At 68.4% G+C, this 18,570-nt stretch carries 20 protein-coding genes; 13 read left to right on the top strand and 7 right to left on the bottom strand.

What is annotated here, in order from left to right; genetic code table 11:
* The first annotated feature begins 18 nt into the window (after positions 1–18).
* The 6 genes from ACQUSX_RS14990 to ACQUSX_RS14965 all read left to right on the top strand — a co-directional run bounded on the left by ACQUSX_RS14990 (position 19) and on the right by ACQUSX_RS14965 (position 6,062).
* Entirely contained in the window at positions 19–1,077 is a 1,059-nt protein-coding gene (locus ACQUSX_RS14990; protein WP_428907701.1) for a heparan-alpha-glucosaminide N-acetyltransferase domain-containing protein, read from the top strand.
* Positions 1,078–1,132: 55 nt separating this feature from the next.
* Entirely contained in the window at positions 1,133–1,972 is an 840-nt protein-coding gene (locus ACQUSX_RS14985) for an aldo/keto reductase (protein WP_428907702.1), read from the top strand.
* 67 nt (positions 1,973–2,039) lie between these two features.
* Positions 2,040–2,612 carry an FMN reductase gene (gene msuE / locus ACQUSX_RS14980; RefSeq protein ID WP_428907703.1) on the top strand — a complete coding sequence of 191 codons (573 nt, stop codon included), beginning with the start codon at positions 2,040–2,042 and terminating at the stop codon, positions 2,610–2,612.
* 42 nt (positions 2,613–2,654) lie between these two features.
* Positions 2,655–4,439 (top strand): thioredoxin domain-containing protein, encoded by a 1,785-nt coding sequence (locus tag ACQUSX_RS14975; RefSeq protein WP_428907704.1) that lies wholly within the window; start codon positions 2,655–2,657, stop codon positions 4,437–4,439.
* Positions 4,436–5,083, top strand: coding sequence for a GyrI-like domain-containing protein (locus tag ACQUSX_RS14970; protein ID WP_428907705.1), 648 nt, complete (start codon positions 4,436–4,438; stop codon positions 5,081–5,083). Before ACQUSX_RS14975 ends, ACQUSX_RS14970 begins: the two co-directional genes overlap by 4 nt.
* Positions 5,084–5,135: 52 nt before the next feature.
* Positions 5,136–6,062 (top strand): DUF808 domain-containing protein, encoded by a 927-nt coding sequence (locus ACQUSX_RS14965; protein WP_428907706.1) that lies wholly within the window; start codon positions 5,136–5,138, stop codon positions 6,060–6,062.
* A gap of 11 nt (positions 6,063–6,073) precedes the next feature.
* On the opposite strand, the gene ACQUSX_RS14960 is transcribed toward ACQUSX_RS14965, so the two are convergent.
* The 6 genes from ACQUSX_RS14960 to ACQUSX_RS14935 are packed head-to-tail and all read right to left on the bottom strand — an operon-like array spanning position 6,074 to position 9,897.
* Positions 6,074–6,292 (bottom strand): hypothetical protein, encoded by a 219-nt coding sequence (locus ACQUSX_RS14960; RefSeq protein WP_428907707.1) that lies wholly within the window; start codon positions 6,290–6,292, stop codon positions 6,074–6,076.
* A 31-nt stretch (positions 6,293–6,323) separates the two neighbouring features.
* Positions 6,324–6,968 (bottom strand): NmrA family NAD(P)-binding protein, encoded by a 645-nt coding sequence (locus ACQUSX_RS14955; RefSeq protein WP_428907708.1) that lies wholly within the window; start codon positions 6,966–6,968, stop codon positions 6,324–6,326.
* Between the two features lie 13 nt (positions 6,969–6,981).
* Positions 6,982–7,191: an NAD-dependent epimerase/dehydratase family protein gene (locus ACQUSX_RS14950; RefSeq protein WP_428907709.1), complete on the bottom strand. Its 210-nt coding sequence runs from the start codon at positions 7,189–7,191 to the stop codon at positions 6,982–6,984.
* The gene (locus tag ACQUSX_RS14945; RefSeq protein ID WP_428907710.1) at positions 7,188–7,670 is read right to left on the bottom strand and encodes a MarR family winged helix-turn-helix transcriptional regulator; all 483 of its coding nucleotides are present in this window, start codon (positions 7,668–7,670) and stop codon (positions 7,188–7,190) included. Before ACQUSX_RS14945 ends, ACQUSX_RS14950 begins: the two co-directional genes overlap by 4 nt.
* Positions 7,667–8,302, bottom strand: a complete 636-nt coding sequence (locus tag ACQUSX_RS14940) for an NAD(P)-dependent oxidoreductase (protein ID WP_428907711.1) — start codon at positions 8,300–8,302, stop codon at positions 7,667–7,669. The genes ACQUSX_RS14945 and ACQUSX_RS14940 overlap by 4 nt, the downstream gene beginning before the upstream one ends.
* A gap of 38 nt (positions 8,303–8,340) precedes the next feature.
* The gene (locus ACQUSX_RS14935; protein ID WP_428907712.1) at positions 8,341–9,897 is read right to left on the bottom strand and encodes a dolichyl-phosphate-mannose--protein mannosyltransferase; all 1,557 of its coding nucleotides are present in this window, start codon (positions 9,895–9,897) and stop codon (positions 8,341–8,343) included.
* Positions 9,898–9,956: 59 nt separating this feature from the next.
* On the opposite strand from ACQUSX_RS14935, the gene rsmI reads away from it, so the two are divergent.
* The 4 genes from rsmI to ACQUSX_RS14915 all read left to right on the top strand — a co-directional run bounded on the left by rsmI (position 9,957) and on the right by ACQUSX_RS14915 (position 14,295).
* Positions 9,957–10,772 (top strand): 16S rRNA (cytidine(1402)-2'-O)-methyltransferase, encoded by an 816-nt coding sequence (gene rsmI / locus ACQUSX_RS14930; RefSeq protein ID WP_428907713.1) that lies wholly within the window; start codon positions 9,957–9,959, stop codon positions 10,770–10,772.
* A 107-nt stretch (positions 10,773–10,879) separates the two neighbouring features.
* Positions 10,880–11,503: a class I SAM-dependent methyltransferase gene (locus tag ACQUSX_RS14925; RefSeq protein ID WP_428907714.1), complete on the top strand. Its 624-nt coding sequence runs from the start codon at positions 10,880–10,882 to the stop codon at positions 11,501–11,503.
* 288 nt (positions 11,504–11,791) lie between these two features.
* Positions 11,792–13,369, top strand: a complete 1,578-nt coding sequence (metG, locus tag ACQUSX_RS14920; RefSeq protein WP_428907715.1) for a methionine--tRNA ligase — start codon at positions 11,792–11,794, stop codon at positions 13,367–13,369.
* Positions 13,370–13,419: 50 nt separating this feature from the next.
* Positions 13,420–14,295: a TatD family hydrolase gene (locus tag ACQUSX_RS14915; RefSeq protein WP_428907716.1), complete on the top strand. Its 876-nt coding sequence runs from the start codon at positions 13,420–13,422 to the stop codon at positions 14,293–14,295.
* On the opposite strand, the gene ACQUSX_RS14910 is transcribed toward ACQUSX_RS14915, so the two are convergent.
* Positions 14,277–15,551, bottom strand: a complete 1,275-nt coding sequence (locus ACQUSX_RS14910) for an MFS transporter (protein ID WP_428907840.1) — start codon at positions 15,549–15,551, stop codon at positions 14,277–14,279. The genes ACQUSX_RS14915 and ACQUSX_RS14910 overlap by 19 nt on opposite strands.
* 82 nt (positions 15,552–15,633) lie before the next feature.
* Here ACQUSX_RS14910 and rsmA point away from each other — a divergent pair, with 82 nt between their 5' ends.
* The 3 genes from rsmA to ACQUSX_RS14895 are packed head-to-tail and all read left to right on the top strand — an operon-like array spanning position 15,634 to position 18,545.
* Positions 15,634–16,521 (top strand): 16S rRNA (adenine(1518)-N(6)/adenine(1519)-N(6))-dimethyltransferase RsmA, encoded by an 888-nt coding sequence (rsmA, locus tag ACQUSX_RS14905; protein WP_428907717.1) that lies wholly within the window; start codon positions 15,634–15,636, stop codon positions 16,519–16,521.
* Complete coding sequence (gene mgrA, locus ACQUSX_RS14900) at positions 16,518–17,582, top strand: L-glyceraldehyde 3-phosphate reductase (RefSeq protein WP_428907718.1); 1,065 nt, start codon at positions 16,518–16,520, stop codon at positions 17,580–17,582. Before rsmA ends, mgrA begins: the two co-directional genes overlap by 4 nt.
* A 30-nt stretch (positions 17,583–17,612) precedes the next feature.
* Complete coding sequence (locus ACQUSX_RS14895; protein WP_428907719.1) at positions 17,613–18,545, top strand: 4-(cytidine 5'-diphospho)-2-C-methyl-D-erythritol kinase; 933 nt, start codon at positions 17,613–17,615, stop codon at positions 18,543–18,545.
* Positions 18,546–18,570: the final 25 nt, after the last annotated feature.

The raw sequence follows: 18,570 nt of genomic DNA, 5'->3' as shown, positions 1-18,570 counted from the left end.
CCGCTCTAGGATCGGTTCATGACGTCCGACGACGCGCTCTCGGCCTGGTGGCGCATGTTCGGGCGCCCTCCGCGCGTGATGGGCCTGGACGTCGCACGTGCGTTCGCGATCGTGGGCATGATGGGCGCACACGCCGCGGGGATCGATGAGTCCTTCGCGCTCGCCGACCCGTCGAGCTGGGCCGGCATCGTGCACGGCTACCCCTCCCTGCTGTTCGCCCTGCTGGCAGGCTTCTCCGTTTCGCTGATGACGAGACTCGGTCAGGTCGCCGACGAGGACATCGCGGCGGTGCGGCTTCGGATGCTGGGCCGCGGCATCACGATCTTCGCGATCGGCGTGTTTCTCGAGTTGCTGAGTACACCGATCGCCATCATCCTGACCCTCTACGGTGTGCTGTACCTGGCGCTCATCCCGATGCTGCGCTGGCGCTCGTCGTGGCTCGTGCTGCTCGCAGTGGCGCTCGGCCTGCTCGGCCCTCTGCTGCTGGCCGTGCTCGCGCCGCTGCCCGAGGACACGCTGGGGCCGGTGCTGGAGTTCCTGTTGCGAGGGTCATACCCGATCACGGTGTGGCTGTTCTTCGCGCTCATCGGCATGGCACTGGCGCGGCTGCCGCTGCAGCGCGCGGTCACGGCGCTCTGGTTCACAGCCGCCGGCGCGGCGCTGCTGGTCTCCGCTCACGCGCTCGCCGCCCTGCCGACGGGGGATCGGATGCTGTCCGCGGCGGTCTTCGATCTCGAACCGCACTCGGGGTCGATGCTGGAGATCCTGGCAGCGCTCGGCATGGGATCGCTGGTGATCGGACTGTGCCTGCTGCTGGCGAGACCGCTGCGCTGGCCGCTGCTGCCGATCGCGGCTCTCGGCTCCATGCCGCTCAGCGCATACACGGCGCACGTCGTGTCGTACTTCGTGATGGCGGGGCCGGACGGGCGGCTCGCGTCGATGGACATCCTGCTCTTGTCGACGGTCATCCTGCTCGTGATGACCACCGCCTGGTCGATCCTGTGGCGGCGGGGTCCGCTGGAGACGCTGGCCGCGAGAGCCGGCGATGCCGTCGCGGTGCTCGCCAACCGCCGTTGACTCGCCGGCATCCGATCCGGCATGCCTGTCATGACAACCCCTTAGGCTGTAGATCATGACCAGCATCCCCACCCTCGAACTCAACGACGGACACACGATTCCCCAGCTCGGCTACGGCGTCTTCCTGGTGCCCGCCGATGACGCCGAGCGCGCGGTCAGCGACGCGCTCGAGGCCGGCTACCGCCACATCGACACCGCGGCGATCTACCAGAACGAAGAAGGCGTCGGAGCGGCGATCGCAAAGAGCGGCATCGCTCGCGATGAGCTGTACATCACCACGAAGCTGTGGAACGACCGTCACGACGGCGAAGAGCCTCACGCCGCCATCTCCGAGAGCCTTGAGAAGCTCGGCCTCGAGCAGGTCGACCTGTACCTCGTGCACTGGCCGACCCCTGCCAAGGACAACTATGTGCACGCGTTCGCGAAGCTCATCGAGCTGCGAGACGCCGGCCTGACCAAGAGCATCGGAGTCTCCAACCACCTCGTGGAGCACCTCGACCGCGTCGTCGCGGAGACCGGCGTCGTGCCGGCGGTGAACCAGATCGAGCTGCATCCCGCTTACCAGCAGCGTGCCGAGGTCGCCTGGGGTGCGGAGCGCGGAATGCGCACCGAGGCGTGGGGTCCGCTCGGCCAGGGCAAGTACGACCTGTTCGGTGCGGCGCCCGTCGCCGACGCGGCGGCCGCACACCAGAAGTCGCCCGCGCAGGTCGTGCTGCGCTGGCACCTGCAGAAGGACATCATCGTCTTCCCGAAGTCGGTGCGTCCCGAGCGCATGCGCGAGAACCTCGATGTCTTCGACTTCACGCTGTCGGATGCTGAGATCGCGGCCATCGACGGACTGGACCCCCTGGACGGCTCCGGCCGGGTCGGGACGCACCCGAACGAGTTCAACTGATCCATCGCCCATGACGCCCCGTGTCGCCTCAGGTGACGCGGGGCGTCGTGCTGAGTAGCGTCGAGGCATGACCGCCCCGTACCGTGTCGTCGCCGTGTCCGGCTCTCTGCATGAGCCCAGTCGCACGACCGCTCTGCTGCGCGCGCTGGCAGCCGCGGTCGCCGAGCGCGCGGATGCCGAGGTGCACCTGATCGAGCTGACGACGATCGGTCCCGCACTCGCCGGAGCGCTCCGACGAGAAGATCTGCCGCTCGCCGTCGAGGACGAACTGCGCGCCATCGAGGACGCTGACCTCCTGATCGTCGGCAGTCCCGTGTATCGGGCGTCGTTCACCGGACTATTCAAGCACCTGTTCGACTTCATCGGACAGTACGCGCTCGTCGGCACCCCCGTGCTGCTGGCGGCCACAGGCGGCGGGGAGCGACACGCCCTGATCATCGAGCACCAGCTGCGCCCGCTGTTCGCGTTCTTCCAGGCGCTCACCCTTCCGCTCGGCGTGTACGCGAGCGACACGGACTTCGACGGGCACGTGGTGAACTCGCCCGCGCTGCGGGACCGGATCGCCACCGCGGCCGATCGCGCGCTTCCGCTGGTCGGCTACGCGGCCCAGCGCGACCCGCGGGCGGTCGTCGCGTTCTGAGATCTGCTTCCGGGCGTCGGTGGGCGCAGGTAGCGTGATGACATGTCCAACCGGCTGGCTGAGACCCGCAGTCCGTATCTGCGCGCGCACGCCGAGAACCCCGTCGAATGGCATCCGTGGGGGCAGCCCGCCTTCGATGAGGCCGCGCGTCGCGATGTCCCGCTGCTGATCTCCATCGGCTACTCCACCTGCCACTGGTGCCACGTGATGGCGCGCGAGTCCTTCTCCGACGCCGCGACGGCGGAGCAGATCAACGACGGTTTCGTGCCCATCAAGATCGATCGAGAGGAGCATCCCGAGGTCGATGCGGCGTTCATGTCGGCGGCCTCGGCGTTCACGCAGAATCTCGGCTGGCCGCTCACGGTCTTCGCGACGCCCGAGGGCCGCACCTTCTACGCAGGCACCTACTTCCCGCCGACCGCGCGCGGCGGCCTGCCCTCGTTCCGAGAGGTGCTCATCGCCGTCAGCGAGGCGTGGACGCAGAGGCGCGGTGACGTGATCGCCTCGTCGGATGCCGTCGCCGGAGCACTGCGCGATGCAGCGGCCCGCACGACATCCGCTCTGCCGGACGCCACGGAACTGCGCGCGGCTTCGGCGCAGATCCTCGAGCGCGAAGACCGACTGTTCGGCGGATTCGGCGGTGCGCCGAAGTTCCCGGTGGCGACGACGCTGCGGTTTCTGCAGCATCCGATCGCGGCGGGGTCGGATGCTGTGTCTCGGGCGCTCACGGCGATGTCAGGGTCGGAGCTGCGCGACGTCGATGGCGGCTTCTTCCGCTATGCCACGCAGCGAGACTGGACAGTGCCGCACTACGAGCGGATGCTGACCGATAACGCGCAGCTTCTCGAGGTCGCGCTCGATGCCGGACGCGACGACATCGTCCGCGGCGTCGCGGAATTCCTGCTCGCGACACTGCGACGAGACGACGGCGGATTCGGCGCCGCGCAGGACTCCGAGTCGTGGATCGACGGCGAGCGCAGCGAGGGCGGCTACTACCGTCGCAGCGCCGCGGAGCGCGCGACGCTCGAGCCGCCGGCGGTCGACGGGAAGGTCCTCACCGGCTGGAACGGGCTCGCCATCGGCGCGCTCGCCCGGGCGGGTGCGCGGCTGGACGAGCAGGAGTGGGTGGATGCCGCGGCGGCGGCGGCATCCGATGTCCTCGCCATCAACCGAGGCCCGAGCGGAGAGCTCGTGCGCTCGTCGCTCGACGGGGTGGCGGCGGACGCCGTCGCCACCACGGCGGATCTCGGACTGCTCGCCGACGGGCTGTTCGCGCTCGCGCTGGCATCCGGTGACGCGTCATGGGCGACGCGCGCGCTCGAGGTTCTCGCCGCCGAGGCGGTTGGAGACCCTGTCCTGGCGGCGTATGGCATTCCGGCATCCGCCGACGAGAGCGACGGTGACCTGCCCTCTGGCACGGCGGCCCTGGCATCCGCGCATCTGTCCGCGTGGCGTCTCGGTGCCGGCGATGAGCATCGTGAGCGCGCTGAGGCCCTCGCATCCGGCCTGGTCTCCAGGGCGATCGGGCAGCCGTTCGCCTTCGGATCGCTGCTGCGGATCGCGGCGGGGCTGGCCGAGGCGCCGAGGCAGGTCATCGCCGTGGCATCCGATCGCCGCGGGCCGCTCGCGTCGGCCGCGCTCGCCGCCGACGCGGATGTGGTCGCCGCCGTCACTCCCGCGCAGGCGCAAGCCTTCGCTGCCGCCGGGTTCGAGCTCTTCGACGGCAAGGCTGCCGCCGACGGCGTCGCGTACGACTGCCGGGCGTTCGTGTGCCGGCTGCCGGTGTCGGATCCCGCCGCGGTGCAGCGCGCGCGAGGGGACGGATGATGACGAAGGTCGATCTCAAGAAGACGCTGGACCGATATCGAGCCAGACGGGGAGACTTCCGTGTGGTCGAGATTCCGGAGACGACCTATTTGATGATCGACGGACACGGTGATCCGAACACCTCTGCGCAGTACACGCAGTCACTCGAGGCGTTGTATCCGCTCGCCTACGCGCTGAAGTTCGCCAGTGCGCGCGAGCTGGGTCGTGATTACGTCGTCCCGCCGCTGGAGGGCCTGTGGTGGGCCGACGACATGGCGTCGTTCACGACGGCGCGCGACAAGTCCCGCTGGAACTGGACGTTGATGCTGATGGTTCCGGAGTGGATTCCGCAGGAGATCATCGACGCGGCGCGCGCGAAGGTCGCGGCGAAGAAAGAGCCGCCTGCGCGCCTGGGCGACGTGCGCGTCGAGGCGCTGACCGAAGGACTGTGCGTGCAGACGCTGCACATCGGATCGTTCGACGACGAAGCACCCGTGCTCGCACGCATGCACGACGAGTTCATCCCGGACGCCGGGCTGCGCATGTCGGGCACGCATCACGAGATCTACTTGAGTGACGTCCGTCGCGTGGCGCCGGAGAAGCTGCGCACCCTGCTGCGGCAACCAGTGGTGCGCGTCGGCTCCGCGGATCACGCGTCTTCCTAGTACCGTTACCTGACGGCGCCCACCGGTGCTGTCTTCGAGACGAGGAGAACGCATGTCGGTTGGTCTGCTGGCGGTCGTAGACGACATTCTCAGTGCCGCTCTGAAGGCGTCGTCGAAGGCGGCGGGCGTCGTGATCGACGATGCCGCGGTCACCCCGCAGTACGTGCAGGGGCTCACGCCCGCTCGCGAGCTGCCGGTTGTCGGCAAGATCGCGCTGGGCTCGATCGCGAACAAGTTCCTCATCATCATCCCGATCGCGCTCGTGCTCACGACATTCGCGCCATGGGTGCTGCCGTACCTGCTGATCGTCGGCGGTACATACCTCTGCTTCGAGGGCGCCGAGAAGGTGCTGGAGTGGTTCGGCTTCCACCACGGCCACGCCGACGAGAGCACCCGCGACGAGAACCGCCTGATCTGGGGTGCGATCCGCACCGACCTGATCCTCTCGACCGAGATCATGCTCATCTCGCTCGCCAGTCTCGACAAGGGCATGGAGCTGTGGCAGACGCTCGGGGTGCTCGCGGTCATCGCCTTGCTGATGACGGCCGTCGTCTACGGGGCCGTTGCGCTGCTGGTGAAGATCGACGATGTCGGCCTCAAGATGGCGAAGAATCCGGTGCGCCGTGTGCGGCACACCGGCACGCGCATCGTGCGTTCGATGCCGGCGGTGTTCCGCGTGATCAGTGTCATCGGCACGGTCGCGATGCTGTGGGTCGGCGGACATCTCTTCGTCGTCAACCTCGGCGAGGTCGGCCTGCACTGGCTGGCCGACCTGCTGCACGGCGTGGAAGATCTGCTCGCCGCGTTCGGCGGATTCGTGGTGTGGCTCGGCGGCACCGCGCTCTCGGCGGTCGTCGGCTTGATCGTCGGGTTGGCCATCGTCGGCGTCGTGCTCGGCATCGGTCGGATGCTGGGCAAGAAGCCGAACCTCGAAGAAGGCCACCGCATGCCGAAGGCCGAGGCCGGCGCACAGCACTGAGCCTTTCGCGTTCAGCGCTGGCTGCGCGGGTGCTGACGCGCCTGCCGCTCGTTGCCGCGGCGATAGTTGCCGGTCATGCGCGCCATCAGCAGCTGCGGGTCCTCGGTCTCGACGCGGCTGAGGAACTCAGACGCCTTCTCGCCGCGAAGTGTGGCAGCGCGGATGCCGCGGTGCAGGATCACGACGTCGCCGCCTCTGACGATGTGCTCGAAGCCGTTGGGTGCGGGCATGTGTCCATTATCGGCTCGAGGCCCTATGGGATCACGGCTCCCAGACAGCCCGCTCGCGTTCGGCGAACTCGCGAAACGTCGTCGCTGCGCGGCCGGTCAGCTTGCGCACCATCTGGTTGGGGAACGCCGAGATGTTCAGGCGCACGATCCGGTAGATCATCTTCTGCACAGCCAGGTAGTCAGCGGGCGCGCCCTGCACAGCCAGGCGGGCGAGGTAGTCGCGCTCGCTCGGTCGCGCGTATCGGATGTGGCGTCCGAGCACGCCGGACAGGATCCGCGCGATCTGCGCGTAGGTCAGCGACTGCTCGCCTGACAGCGTGTAGGCCATGCGCAGGTGTCCCGGAGAGGTGAAGACCGCTCCGGCGACCCGACCGATGTCCTCGGCATCGATGAACGCCGTGAACGAATGGCCCGCGGGCACGAAGATCTCGTCGTGCTCGCGGATCGCATCGGCGTACGTCGTCGACAGATTCTGCATGAAGAAGTTCGGTCGCAGGCTCGTGTAGGGAGCGTCGGTCTCGCGCAGGTACTGCTCAACCGCGTGATGAGGTGTGCCGCGGTTCGCCTGCACCCCCTGCAGCGAGAGGAAGACGATCTGGCGGATGCCGCGCCGGTTCGCGGCGTCGATGAGAGGCAAGAGGTGCGTGCGCACGTCGTCGATCGCGGGTGGTCGCATGAGGAACAGGCGATCACACCCTTCGAGTGCCGCGTCCATCTGTTCGGGGGGGCATGCCGAAATCGAAGATGCGAGGGTGCACGCCGGTGGCCACGCGCGTGGCATCCGCTTCACTTCGCACCGCTGCGATCACCGGAACGCCGTGATCGACGAGCGATCGGGCGACTGCGCCGCCGACGATGCCTGTTGCACCGGTCACGAAGACGGCGTCGCCAGTCATCATCGGTCTTCGCCGTCGGAAGTGGCGCGCAGCAGGCGTGCGAGCTCGCCGACCTCATCGTCGCTCAGCCCGTCGAACACGGGCATCATCCTCTCGACCGTGTCGGCTTCGAAGCGCGCGATCTGCTCGGCCGCGTCGTCGGTGAGGCGGAGCACTCGCGATCTCGCATCGTCGGGATGCCGTGCGGTTTCGACCAGACCGTCTGCCTTCAGTCCATCGACGAGTTGTGTCACCGCACCCGCCGTGAGACCAAGCCGCGACGCGACTCGACCAGGGGTGACCGGACCGGCGCCGTGCGCGAGCAGGAACAGGGTCTCCATCTGGGAGCTGCTGAGTGTTCGGCCTTCGAGCGGCGTGTGGCGTTGCGCAGCGATCGCGCGGCTCAGGCGGGTGACGGCTTCAAGCACCGCCGCGGCGTGCGCGGCGCGCGCCCCACCGGCCGCTCCGGTTGCGCTCGTCGCGTCGTGAGCATCGGCCATCATGCGCTGACGAAGGGCATCTCATGCACGAACTGCTTGTCGTTGACCTGGGTGAGGATGAAATCGGCCAGGTCGTCACGACTGATCTGCATGCCGGTTCCGACGCCGACCCAGCCCACGCGGTAGGCGCCCGAGCCAGGCGTGTCCAGCAGTCGCGGACCGCGGACGACCGTCCAGTCGAGTTCGCCGGCGCGCAGCACAGCGAGGTGACCCTCGGCATCGGCGAGCACGTGCCCGGCCATCGTCTTCAACAGCAGTCGCATGATCCGGTCGGCCGCCTTCGGCCGGTCTTGTCCCTCGGCGCGGAGGCCGCCACCGGAGAGCGTGACGAGGCGGCGCACACCGTGCGCCTGCATGGCCTTTGCGATGTTGCGCGTGCCGTCGGTCTGCAGCGTCTTCGGTGATCCCTTCACCTGGCCGAACAGGCTCAGCACGACGTCTGAGCCGGCGATGGTCGAGTCAACGGCTGCCGCGTCGAGCACGTCGCCGCGGATCACAGTGAGGCGGTGGTCGTTCGTCTGGAGTCTGTCGGGGTCTCGCACGAGTGCGCGAACGTCGTACCCGGCTGCAAGGGCGCGTTGCAGAACGCGGTGCCCGGTCTTGCCGGTGGCACCGAAGAGAGCGATGGTCGTCATAGGGATAGTTTAGCGGCTAAAACAAAATGGCTGGTGCTCTAGATCCAGCCCGGCAGCCAGTTGTGGATGAGCCAGAAGTCGTACGGCACGCTCATGCCGGTCCAGACCGGGTAGAAGAACGCCGAGACCAGAACCGTCACGACCAGGTAGACGGCCACGGTGCGCTGCCCGGCCTGGCGACGATGCAGCGGCTCATTCGCGCGTCCCGCAAGCTCGCGCAGCGCGACGGCGAGGGCGATCACGAGGAACGGCACCATCACCACCGTGTAGAACTGGAAGATCGTGCGGTTCGGCACCAGCAGCCACGGCACGTAGGTGGCCAGCAGGCCCACGAGCGGGTAGGTCACTGCGGGACCGACGGGGTTGCGTTCGATGAGTCCGCGGACGAACCGGTACAGCAGGTACACGCTCGCGGCCACTGCGCCGTACCAGATCAGCGGATTCGGCACCGACGAGATCACTGCGATGCAATGGTCGGTGCCGCATGGAGCCGGGTCATCCGAGACCCAGATCGCCGTCGGTCGCAGCAGCAGCGGCCACTGCCACGCCGCACTTGCATACGGGTGGGGGCTGGCGAGGCCGACGTGGAAGCTCAGCATCGACGCGTGATAGTCCCACAGCGCGATCAGCGGATTCGCGTGCGCTCCGCGGTCATAACCTCCGGCCGTCACCAGCCAGCCGGTCCACGAGGCCAGATAGGTGAGCAGCGCCGGCCCGACCATCAGAGCGAATGAGACCAGACCCTGCCGGAACACGGCATCCGTCGGCCACAGCAGGATGCCGGCGCGGCGCCGCGCCAGCGCATCCGTGATCACAGCGTAGAGCCCCAGCACGGCCATGGCGTACAGCCCCGACCACTTCACCGCCGACGCGGCGCCGAGAGCGATTCCAGCGGCGATCAGCCACGGACGCGCCCAGATCACCGGTCCCGTCATCCGCAGGCCGCCTTCGGTCGCCCCCGGGCCCTCGATCCGCGGCAGGGTGCGCTCCCGGTCCAGCAGCACGAACAGGGCGCCGAGAGTGATGAAGAAGGTCAGGATGCCATCGAGCAGTGCGATCCGGCTCATCACGATCGCCACGCCGTCGATAGCGAGCAGGCCTCCGGCGATCGTGGCGACCACGTGCGAGCGCGTCAGACGCAGTGCGATCAGATAGACCAACAGCACCGTGAGAGAGCCCAGCAGTGCGGTCGTCACCCGCCAGCCGAAGCTGGATCCCGGACCCATCAAGATCATGCCCAGTCCGATGATCCACTTGCCGAGCGGAGGGTGCACGACATACGAGCCCTCCGTCTGCAGGGCGGAGTCGTCACCGCCCGGCAGCTGCGTGTTCGCGTTCTCACCCCACGTGCCCTCGTACCCGAGGTTCCACAGCGACCAGGCGTCCTTGACGTAGTACGTCTCGTCGAACATGATCTCGTGCGGGTGCGAGAGGTTCACCAGGCGCAGCGCGGCCGCCAGCAGGGTGATCAGGGTAGGTGCCAGCCAAGCGAGCATCCGGGCTCTTACGGCGTCCGCCATCACGGCCGAGCTCAGCCGTTCCCACCTCGTTGCGCGCGTCTCGAGCGACGGCAGCAGCGAGCGGGGCGAGGTCACGTGATCAGCCTAGGCATTCGGGTCGGGATCAGTGTGACGGCGCCGCCTAAACTGGTCCGATGATCATCCTCGCGGCGACCCCGATCGGCAATCTGGGTGACGCGTCGCGGCGGCTGATCGAGGTGCTCGAGAACGCGGAGGTCGTCGCAGCGGAAGACACCCGCACCACTCAGCGGCTGCTGCAGGCCCTGCAGATCGAGAACCGTCCGCGGCTGATCGCCCTGCACGACCATAACGAGAAGCACAAGGCTGCCGAGCTGGCCGAGCTCGCCGAGCAGCAGGACGTCGTCGTCGTCAGCGACGCCGGGATGCCCGCCGTGAGCGATCCCGGCTACGGACTCGTCGCCGCAGCCGTCGAGCGGGGCGTCACCGTCACGGCGATCCCTGGGCCGAGCGCCGTGCTCATGGCGCTCGCCATCTCAGGAATGCCCACCGATCGCTTCACCTTCGAGGGCTTCCTGCCGCGCAAGCCGGGGGAGCGGAGGCAGACGCTTCGGACGCTGGCATCCGAGCCGCGCACCATGGTGTTCTTCGAATCGCCCGCACGGCTGGCATCCGCTCTCGCCGACATCGGCGCCGCCTTCGGCGCCGACCGTCGCATCGCCGTCTGCCGCGAGCTCACCAAGTTCTACGAAGAGGTGCGCCGTGGTACTGCTTCGGAGCTCGTGGAATGGGCCGAGCAGGGAGTGAAGGGCGAGATCGTCATCGTCGTCGAGGGGGCAGCCCCGGCTGCCGTGTCGGCAGAGGATGCCCTCGCGCAGGTGCAGGCGCTGGTGGCATCCGGAACCCGCCTCAAGGACGCCTGTGCCGAGGTCGCCGCCGCGACCGATCTCAGTTCGCGCGACCTCTACCAGTCCGCGCTCGCCGCCCGCTGAGATGCCCCACCCGGTTCGTCGACAGCACGACACCTCGCCGAGCGCATCGCTCATTGACGCGAACATCCGGTGCGGCGACATCATGTGCTCTCGACGGGGGAAGTCGCGTGAGTGACGGGAAGATCGCGGCGGAGTACGGGGCGCGGGCAGAGGAGTACATCGCGGCGGCGGGGTCGATCGAGCAGATGGCGGATGCGGATCGTGCGGTGATCGGCGAGTGGCGGCACGGCACGGCGGGGCGGCTGCTGGATGCCGGATGCGGGCCAGGGCACTGGACGCAGTTCCTGCATGACGGTGACTCACCCGGATCGCGTGACGTTCTCGGCATCGACCTGTCGGCCGAGTTCATCGCGCACGCGGGGTCTCAGTACCCGCAGCTGACGTTCGTGCGCGGATCTTTCGCCGAGCTGCCGCTGCCGGACGCGTCGCTCGGCGGTATCCTCGCCTGGTATTCGCTGATCCACACGCCTCCCGAGGACCTGCCCGCGGTCCTCGCCGAATTCGCTCGCGTGCTCGCGCCTGGTGGCAGCATCCTGGTGGGCTTCTTCGACGGCACCCCGCGGGAGCGGTTCAGCCATGCGGTCACGGCGGCCTACTACTGGACTCCGGATGCCCTCGCCGAGATCCTCGATGATGCGGGCTTCACGCCGACAGCATCCGAACAGCGCGCTCGCGTCGAGGGCGAGGTCAGCATCCGCCCGCACGCCTCTCTCACCGCCACCCGACGCTGACCAGGCGACCTCCGTCGTACGCTTCCCGCGGAGATGTACGCTTCCCGCGGACGAATCCCCGGAATCTATCCGCGCGAGGCGTACATTCCCGCGTGGGGTGTACGGAGCTCCGAGTGCGCACGCAGCACACCAGAGAGGGCGGGAGGACGTTCCCGGGAGCGAGCATCGGGAGGGGCCCGCGCAGCGGGAGGGACCCGCCTCTGCGAGCGCAGGGAACGTCCGGACGCCCGCCCCCGCACGTTGGTCATGCGGCCAAACCGCCTCACGTTCCCGCCTAGAATCGACAGCATGCCCGCAGGCGATTCCTTCTACATCACCACGCCCATCTACTACCCGTCCGATGTGCCGCACATCGGCCACGGGTACACGACGGTGGCTGTCGACACCCTCTCGCGCTGGCACCGCCAGGCGGGGGACGACACGTGGATGCTCACCGGAACCGATGAGCACGGTCAGAAGATGCTCCGCGCTGCTGCGGCGAACAACGTCACCCCGCAGGAGTGGGTCGACCGCCTCGTCGGCGAGAGCTGGTTCCCGCTGCTGAAGACGCTCGATGTCGCCAACGACGATTTCATCCGCACCACGCAGGAGCGGCACGAGAAGAACGTCCAGGTGTTCTTCCAGAAGCTGTACGACGCGGGCTACATCTACGCCGGCGAGTACGAGGCGCTGTACTGCGTGGGCTGCGAGGAGTTCAAGCCCGATTCCGAGATCGTCGACGGCACCGGTCCGTTCGAGGGGCTGAAGGTCTGCGCGATCCACTCGAAGCCGCTGGAGCTGCTGCAGGAGAAGAACTACTTCTTCAAGCTCAGCGAGTTCCAGGATCGCCTGCTCGAGCTGTACAAGACCGAGCCCGACTTCGTGCGCCCCGACTCGGCGCGCAACGAGGTCATCTCCTTCGTCAGCCAGGGGCTGAAGGACCTCTCCATCTCGCGCTCGACCTTCGACTGGGGCATCCCGCTGCCGTGGGACGAGTCGCATGTCATCTACGTGTGGGTCGACGCGCTGCTGAACTACGCGACCGCCGTCGGCTACGGCGAAGACCAGGAGAACTTCGACCGCCGCTGGCCCGCATACCACGTGGTCGGCAAGGACATCCTGCGCTTCCACGCGGTGATCTGGCCGGCGATGCTGATGGCCGCGGGCGTCGACGTGCCCAAGGGCGTCTTCGCGCACGGCTGGCTGCTGGTCGGCGGCGAGAAGATGTCGAAGTCGAAGCTCACCGGCATCGCTCCGACCGAGATCACCGACGTGTTCGGCTCGGACGCGTACCGCTACTACTTCCTGTCGGCGATCGCCTTCGGCCAGGACGGCTCGTTCTCGTGGGAGGACCTGTCGGCCCGCTACCAGGCCGAGCTCGCCAACGGCTTCGGAAACCTCGCCTCGCGCACCGTCGCGATGATCGAGAAGTACTTCGACGGCGTCGTTCCCGCCGCCGCCGAGTACACCGAGCGCGACCTTGAGATCCAGAAGATCGTTGCGGATGCCGCGACGGCGGCGGATGCTGCCATCGAGCAGTTCCGGATCGATGAGGCCATCGACGCGATCTGGAAGATCGTCGACGAGCTGAACCACTACATCACCGAGAACGAGCCGTGGGCTCTGGCGCGCGACGAGGAGCAGCGCGACCGTCTCGGCACCGTGCTGTACACCTGCGCGGAGGGCCTCCGCGCACTGGCCGTGCTGCTGTCGCCGGTGATGCCGCAGTCGACCGCGAAGCTGTGGGACGCCCTCGGCGTCGCCGCAGCGCTGGGTGACCTCCAGGCGCAGCCGATCCGCGAGGCCGGAGCCTGGGGTGCACTGCAGCCCGGCACGCAAGTCTCGACGCTCGCGCCGCTGTTCCCGCGGGTGGAGCAGACTGCCTGAGTGAGCCTTCCCGGTCGTTGAGCGACGAGCGCAGCGAGGAGACGAAACGCGTGACAGAGACCTACGTGCAGGCGCGTTCCGCCGACGGCCGCAAGGATCTGCGGTATCCGGTCGCCCCCGAGCGACTGGCGATCGCGGTCTACGACAATCACGCGCACCTCGAGATCACCGACGGTGTAGAACCGCTCACGCTGACGGAGCAGCTCGATCGCGCGGCGGAGGTCGGCATCGCCGGGGTCGTCCAGGCGTCGGGCGACATCGAGTCGTCCCGCTGGGCGGTGGATGCGGCAGCATCCGACTCCCGTGTGCTCGCGGCCGTCGCGATCCACCCCAACGATGCGCCGGCGTACGCGGCCGAGCGGCGCCTCGAAGAGGCGATCGCGGTGATCGACGAGCTCGCGGCGCACCCGCGCACCCGCGCGATCGGCGAGACCGGACTGGACTACTTCCGCACCGGAGAGCCGGGGCGCCCCGCACAGCACGAGTCGTTCGAGGCGCACATCGCGCTGGCGAAGAAGCACGGCATCGCCATGCAGATCCACGACCGCGACGCGCACGACGACGTCCTCGAGACGCTGACGCGCGTCGGCGCACCGGAGCGCACCGTGTTCCACTGCTTCTCGGGCGATGAGCAGATGGCGCGGATCGCGGCGGATGCCGGGTACTACCTGTCGTTCGCGGGCAACATCACCTTCAAGAACGCCCAGAACCTGCGCGATGCGCTCGCGGTCACGCCCCGCGATCGCATCCTCGTCGAGACGGATGCCCCGTTCCTCACTCCCGTGCCGCTGCGCGGCCGTCCCAACGCGCCCTACCTGGTGCCGATCACGGTGCGGTTCATGGCCGCCGAGCTCGGCATGGACGTGGACGAGCTGAGCGCGCAGCTCGCCGCCAACACACTGGCGGTCTACGGCTCGTTCGACTGAGCGCCCCCGTCTTCTGCGATGTCTTCTGCGATGACGGCGATCGATCCGGTCTCAGTGAGAGCGGGCTTCGCATTCACGATGTGCGAGATCGGACGCCACACCAGCAGCAGGGTGATCGCTGCGCCGACGAACGCGAACCACCACGGCGCGGTGAGCCCCCACACCTGCGCGATCACGCCGCCGAGGGCCTGACCGATCACCATCCCGCCGAACACGCCGACCATGTTGACCGAGGCGATGCGCCCCTGCAGCTGCGGCGGCACCAGGCGCTGACGCACCGTGGTCGAGATCGTGCCCCAGACGAACGCGTAGAAGCCGAAGACGAACATGATCACCAGCGCCACCCAGCCCGTCGTCGTGAGCGCGAACGCGAGGTGCATCGCCACCTCGAGCGACAGCGCGACCCGCATCAGCGACGCGAACGAGACGTGGCGCTCCAGCCACCCGAAGCAGAAGGTGGCGAGCAGGCCTCCCGCGGCGGATGCCGTCGTCAGCATGCCGAACCCGACCGCACCCATGTTCAGATGCTCGGTCGCGTACAGCACGAGGACGCCCCAGGGGGCCGCCCACGTGACGTTGAAGAGCAGGATGATCAGCACCAGCATCCGCACCGGCGGGTTGCGCCAGAGCCATCGGATCCCCTCGGCGATGTCGGTGTGCACAGCCGGCTTCGCCGCGGACTCCGCACGCGGCGGCACCGGCGTCGCGGCCATCCGCGAGACGAGCATGACGGCCAGCAGCACGCAGAGCACCTCGAGCAGGAACGGCCAGGCCGCGCCGGCCGCGAACAGGAACGCGCCCAGCGGGGGACCGGCGAACTGGTTGGCGACGAGGTAGCCGGCCTGCAGGCGCGCGTTTCCGATGCCGAGGTCGGCGGGCTTGACCAGCATCGGCAGCAGCGTGCTGGCGGCGGTGTCGACGAACACCTCGGCTGTGCCGTACAGGAACGCCACGGCGAGCACGATCCAGATGTTCGCTGTGCCGGTGATGAGGAAGACGCACAGCGCTGCGAGCACGACGGCGCGCGCGGCGTTGGCGAACATGACCAGTCTGCGGCGGTCGAAACGGTCCGCGATCGCACCGGCGTGCAGCCCGAACAGCAGCCACGGCAGGAACTGCAGCACAGCACCGGATGCCACCAGGATCGGTGACGAGGTCATCGACGCGATCAGCAGTGGCGCTGCTGCCAGGGCCACGCCGTCGCCGATGTTGCTGGTCCACGATGACGCCAGCAGCCAGCGGAAATCGCGGCCCATCCGGCGTGGTGCGATGAGCTCTCCGAGTGCGGTCACCCGGTCGATCTTAGGGTCAGGGTCCCACATGCGGAACAATGTGATCATGACCGTCTCACTGCTCGGCGCCACCGAGATCCGCCGACTCGCCGCCGAGCTCGACGTCACCCCCACCAAGAAGCTGGGGCAGAACTTCGTCGTCGACGCGAACACGGTGCGCAAGATCGTGCACGCGGCGGGCGTGCAGCCGGGGGAGCGAGTCGTCGAGATCGGCCCCGGGCTCGGCTCGCTCACCCTCGCCATTCTCGAGGCCGGGGCATCTGTCACCGCCGTCGAGATCGATCACCGCCTCGCCGAGAGGCTGCCGCAGACGGCCGCCGAGCGCGGCGTGGCCGATGGCGCGCTGACTGTGGTGGATGCCGACGCGATGCAGATCTCCGAGCTGCCGGGCGATCCGACCATCCTCGTCGCGAATCTGCCGTACAACGTCTCGGTGCCGGTGCTGCTGCACTTCCTCGAGACGTTCCCCACTCTGCAGCGCGGCGTCGTGATGGTGCAGGCCGAGGTCGCCGAGCGGCTGGCTGCGAAGCCCGGGTCGAAGATCTACGGCACACCGAGCGTCAAGGCCGCCTGGTACGGACCGTGGCAGCTGCGCGGCACGGTGTCGCGCCAGGTGTTCTGGCCGGTGCCGAACGTCGACAGCCTGCTGGTCGGCTTCGTCCGTGACGCAGAGCCGCGCGGCAGCGAGGACGAGCGCCGGCGCACGTTCCAGATCGTGGATGCTGCGTTCAACCAGCGCCGCAAGATGCTTCGGCAGGCGCTGTCGAGCATCTTCGGAGGCTCGGCCGCGGCATCCGCCGTGCTCGAATCCGCCGGCGTCGCACCGACAGCGCGCGGCGAGGACCTGACGGTCGACGATTACCACCGCATAGCCCTGGTCGCGCCCGCGCCCGCGTCGCCGGTGTCGCCCGATGCGGATACTCTGGCACCGTGACCGAACCTCGCTTTCAGCCCGCTGTCCCCGAGATCCACCGCCCGTACGTCGCGGCCGCAGATCGCTACCAGCGCTTCGAGTACCGCCAGGTCGGTTCATCGGGGCTGTATCTGCCGCCGATCTCGCTCGGTCTGTGGTGGAACTTCGGCGACAACATCCCGCTCGACAACCAGCGCACCCTGCTGCGCCACGCGTTCGACAGCGGCATCACGCACTTCGACCTGGCGAACAACTACGGCCCGCCCTACGGCTCGGCCGAGAAGAACTTCGGGCGCATCTTCGCCGAGGACTTCGCGCCGTACCGCGATGAGCTGATCATCTCGTCGAAGGCCGGATGGGACATGTGGCCCGGCCCGTACGGCGACCTCGGCAGCCGCAAGTACATCCTCGCCAGCGCCGAGCAGTCGCTCACGCGCATGGGCCTGGACTACGTCGACATCTTCTACTCGCACCGCGTGGACCCCGTGACCCCGGTCGAGGAGACCATCGGCGCGCTCGACACGCTCGTGCGTCAGGGCAAGGCACTGTACGTCGGCATCTCCTCTTACAGCGCCGAGCGCACCGAGGCCGCCCTGGCGGTCGCACGCGATCTGGGCACGCCGCTGGTGATCCACCAGCCGTCGTACTCGATCCTGAACCGCTGGGTCGAGGACGGCCTCACCGACGCGCTGCGCACGGAGGGCGTCGGAGCGATCGCGTTCACACCGCTCGCCCAGGGCCTGCTGACCGACAAGTACCTTGCCGACGGCACCGCCGAGCGTGCGCAGAAGCGCGGCTCGCTGCCGGACAAGCCCCTGTCGGAGGAGGGCCTTGCCGTGCTGCGCGGGCTGAACGACATCGCCGCGGAGCGCGGTCAGACGCTCGCGCAGATGGCATTGCAGTGGACGCTGCGCGACCCGGTCGTCGCCTCGGCACTGATCGGAGCCTCGCGTCCGGAGCAGCTCGATGAGAACATCGCCGCCGTGAACGGACCGGACTTCACCGATGAGGAGCTCACTGCGATCGACGCGCTTTCGCACGGCATCGACGTGAACCTGTGGGCCGTCTCGTCGGATCTCTGATCCGCACCTCCGAGAGTACGAGCACAGAGTATGAGCATGGCGCACAGATCGGATGCCGTGCACGTGCGCGCCCCCGGCAAGATCAACGTCTATCTGGGGGTCGGGTCGCAGCACGATGACGGCTACCACGCGCTGGCCACCGTGTTCCAGGCGGTCTCGCTGTACGAGGACGTCTACGCGCATCCCTCGAACGAGTTCACGCTGGAGGTCTACGGCGACGTGGACGTCGCGGATGTGCCGGTCGATGACCGCAACCTCGCCATGCGCGCAGCCAAGCTGCTCGCGCAGACGGCCGGCGTCACGGCCGGCGTGCACCTGGTGATCCGCAAGGGCGTGCCGGTCGCCGGGGGTATGGGCGGCGGATCCGCGGATGCCGCGGCGGCACTCGTGGCGTGCGACGCGCTCTGGGGCACCGAGCTGGGACCGCATCGGCTGCACGAGCTGGCCGCGCGACTGGGCGCCGATGTGCCGTTCGCGCTGCACGGCGGCACGGCGATCGGAGCCGGACGCGGTGATGAGCTGACCCCTGCGCTCGCCCGCGGACGATTCGACTGGGTGCTGGTCACCAGTGCGCAGGGACTGTCGACGCCCGAGATCTATGGACGTCTCGACGCGCTGCGCGCTCACGGCGAAGCGCTCGCGGATGACCCGCCGCTCTCCCTGGATGTCCCTGTTGCGGTGCTGCAGGCGCTGCGCGCGGGGGATGCCATGGCTCTGGCACCGGTGATGTTCAACGACCTCGAGCGGGCGGCCGTCGACGGTCGACCCGATCTCGAGCGTGCACTCGCCGACGGCCTGCGCTTCGGCGCCCTGGCCGGAATCGTCTCCGGCTCCGGTCCGACAGTCGCGCTGTTGTGCGCCGACTCGGAGATCGCCCGCACCGTGCAGCAGGAGCTGCAGGCGACCGGCCGCACGGCACTGCATGTGCACGGACCGGTGGCGGGTGCGCAGGTGCTGGGTTGAGCCGCGGGTGATCAGCCTGTGAGGA

Source organism: Microbacterium alcoholitolerans, assembly GCF_050408615.1.
In the GTDB taxonomy this organism is placed as follows: Bacteria; Actinomycetota; Actinomycetes; order Actinomycetales; family Microbacteriaceae; genus Microbacterium.
The sequence above is the reverse complement of the archived record's forward strand: the minus strand, read 5'-3'. Positions and strand labels throughout refer to the sequence as shown.